The following is a 320-nucleotide window of genomic DNA, read 5'->3' on the forward strand; positions in this document are numbered from 1 at the left end:
CTCTCGATCCGGGAACCGCGCCACGGCCCGGCCGGACCCACTTGCACCTGCACGGTACTGCCCGGCGGACTTCGTAAGGCTTCCTCCGCCGAGAGGGGCGTCGCAGGGTTGCGCAGCCCCTCGGCGGCCTCCGAGACGCGCCGGATGAGATCGGAGAACACGGACTGCTCGTCGGCGGGGAGACGGGCGAGGAAGACCTGGGTCATCCGTGCCGCCCGCCCGGACTGAGCCAGGCCCTATTCGAGCGCGGGTGCGGCAGCGTATCAATAGTTTCCAACCACTGTCGAGGAATGGGCTCAGGACTGGCAGTACTGCTGGGC

Annotated in this window: 1 pseudogene; it reads right to left on the reverse strand. The window is 68.8% G+C overall.

Annotated elements, in window-relative coordinates:
* Positions 1-83: 83 nt before the first annotated feature.
* Positions 84-218 (reverse strand): annotated as a pseudogene (locus ADL25_RS50580) (MarR family transcriptional regulator); the annotation flags it as partial.
* Positions 219-320: the final 102 nt, after the last annotated feature.

Origin of the sequence: Streptomyces sp. NRRL F-5122, from assembly GCF_001507435.1 — a bacterium.
Taxonomy (GTDB): domain Bacteria; phylum Actinomycetota; class Actinomycetes; order Streptomycetales; family Streptomycetaceae; genus Streptomyces; species Streptomyces lannensis.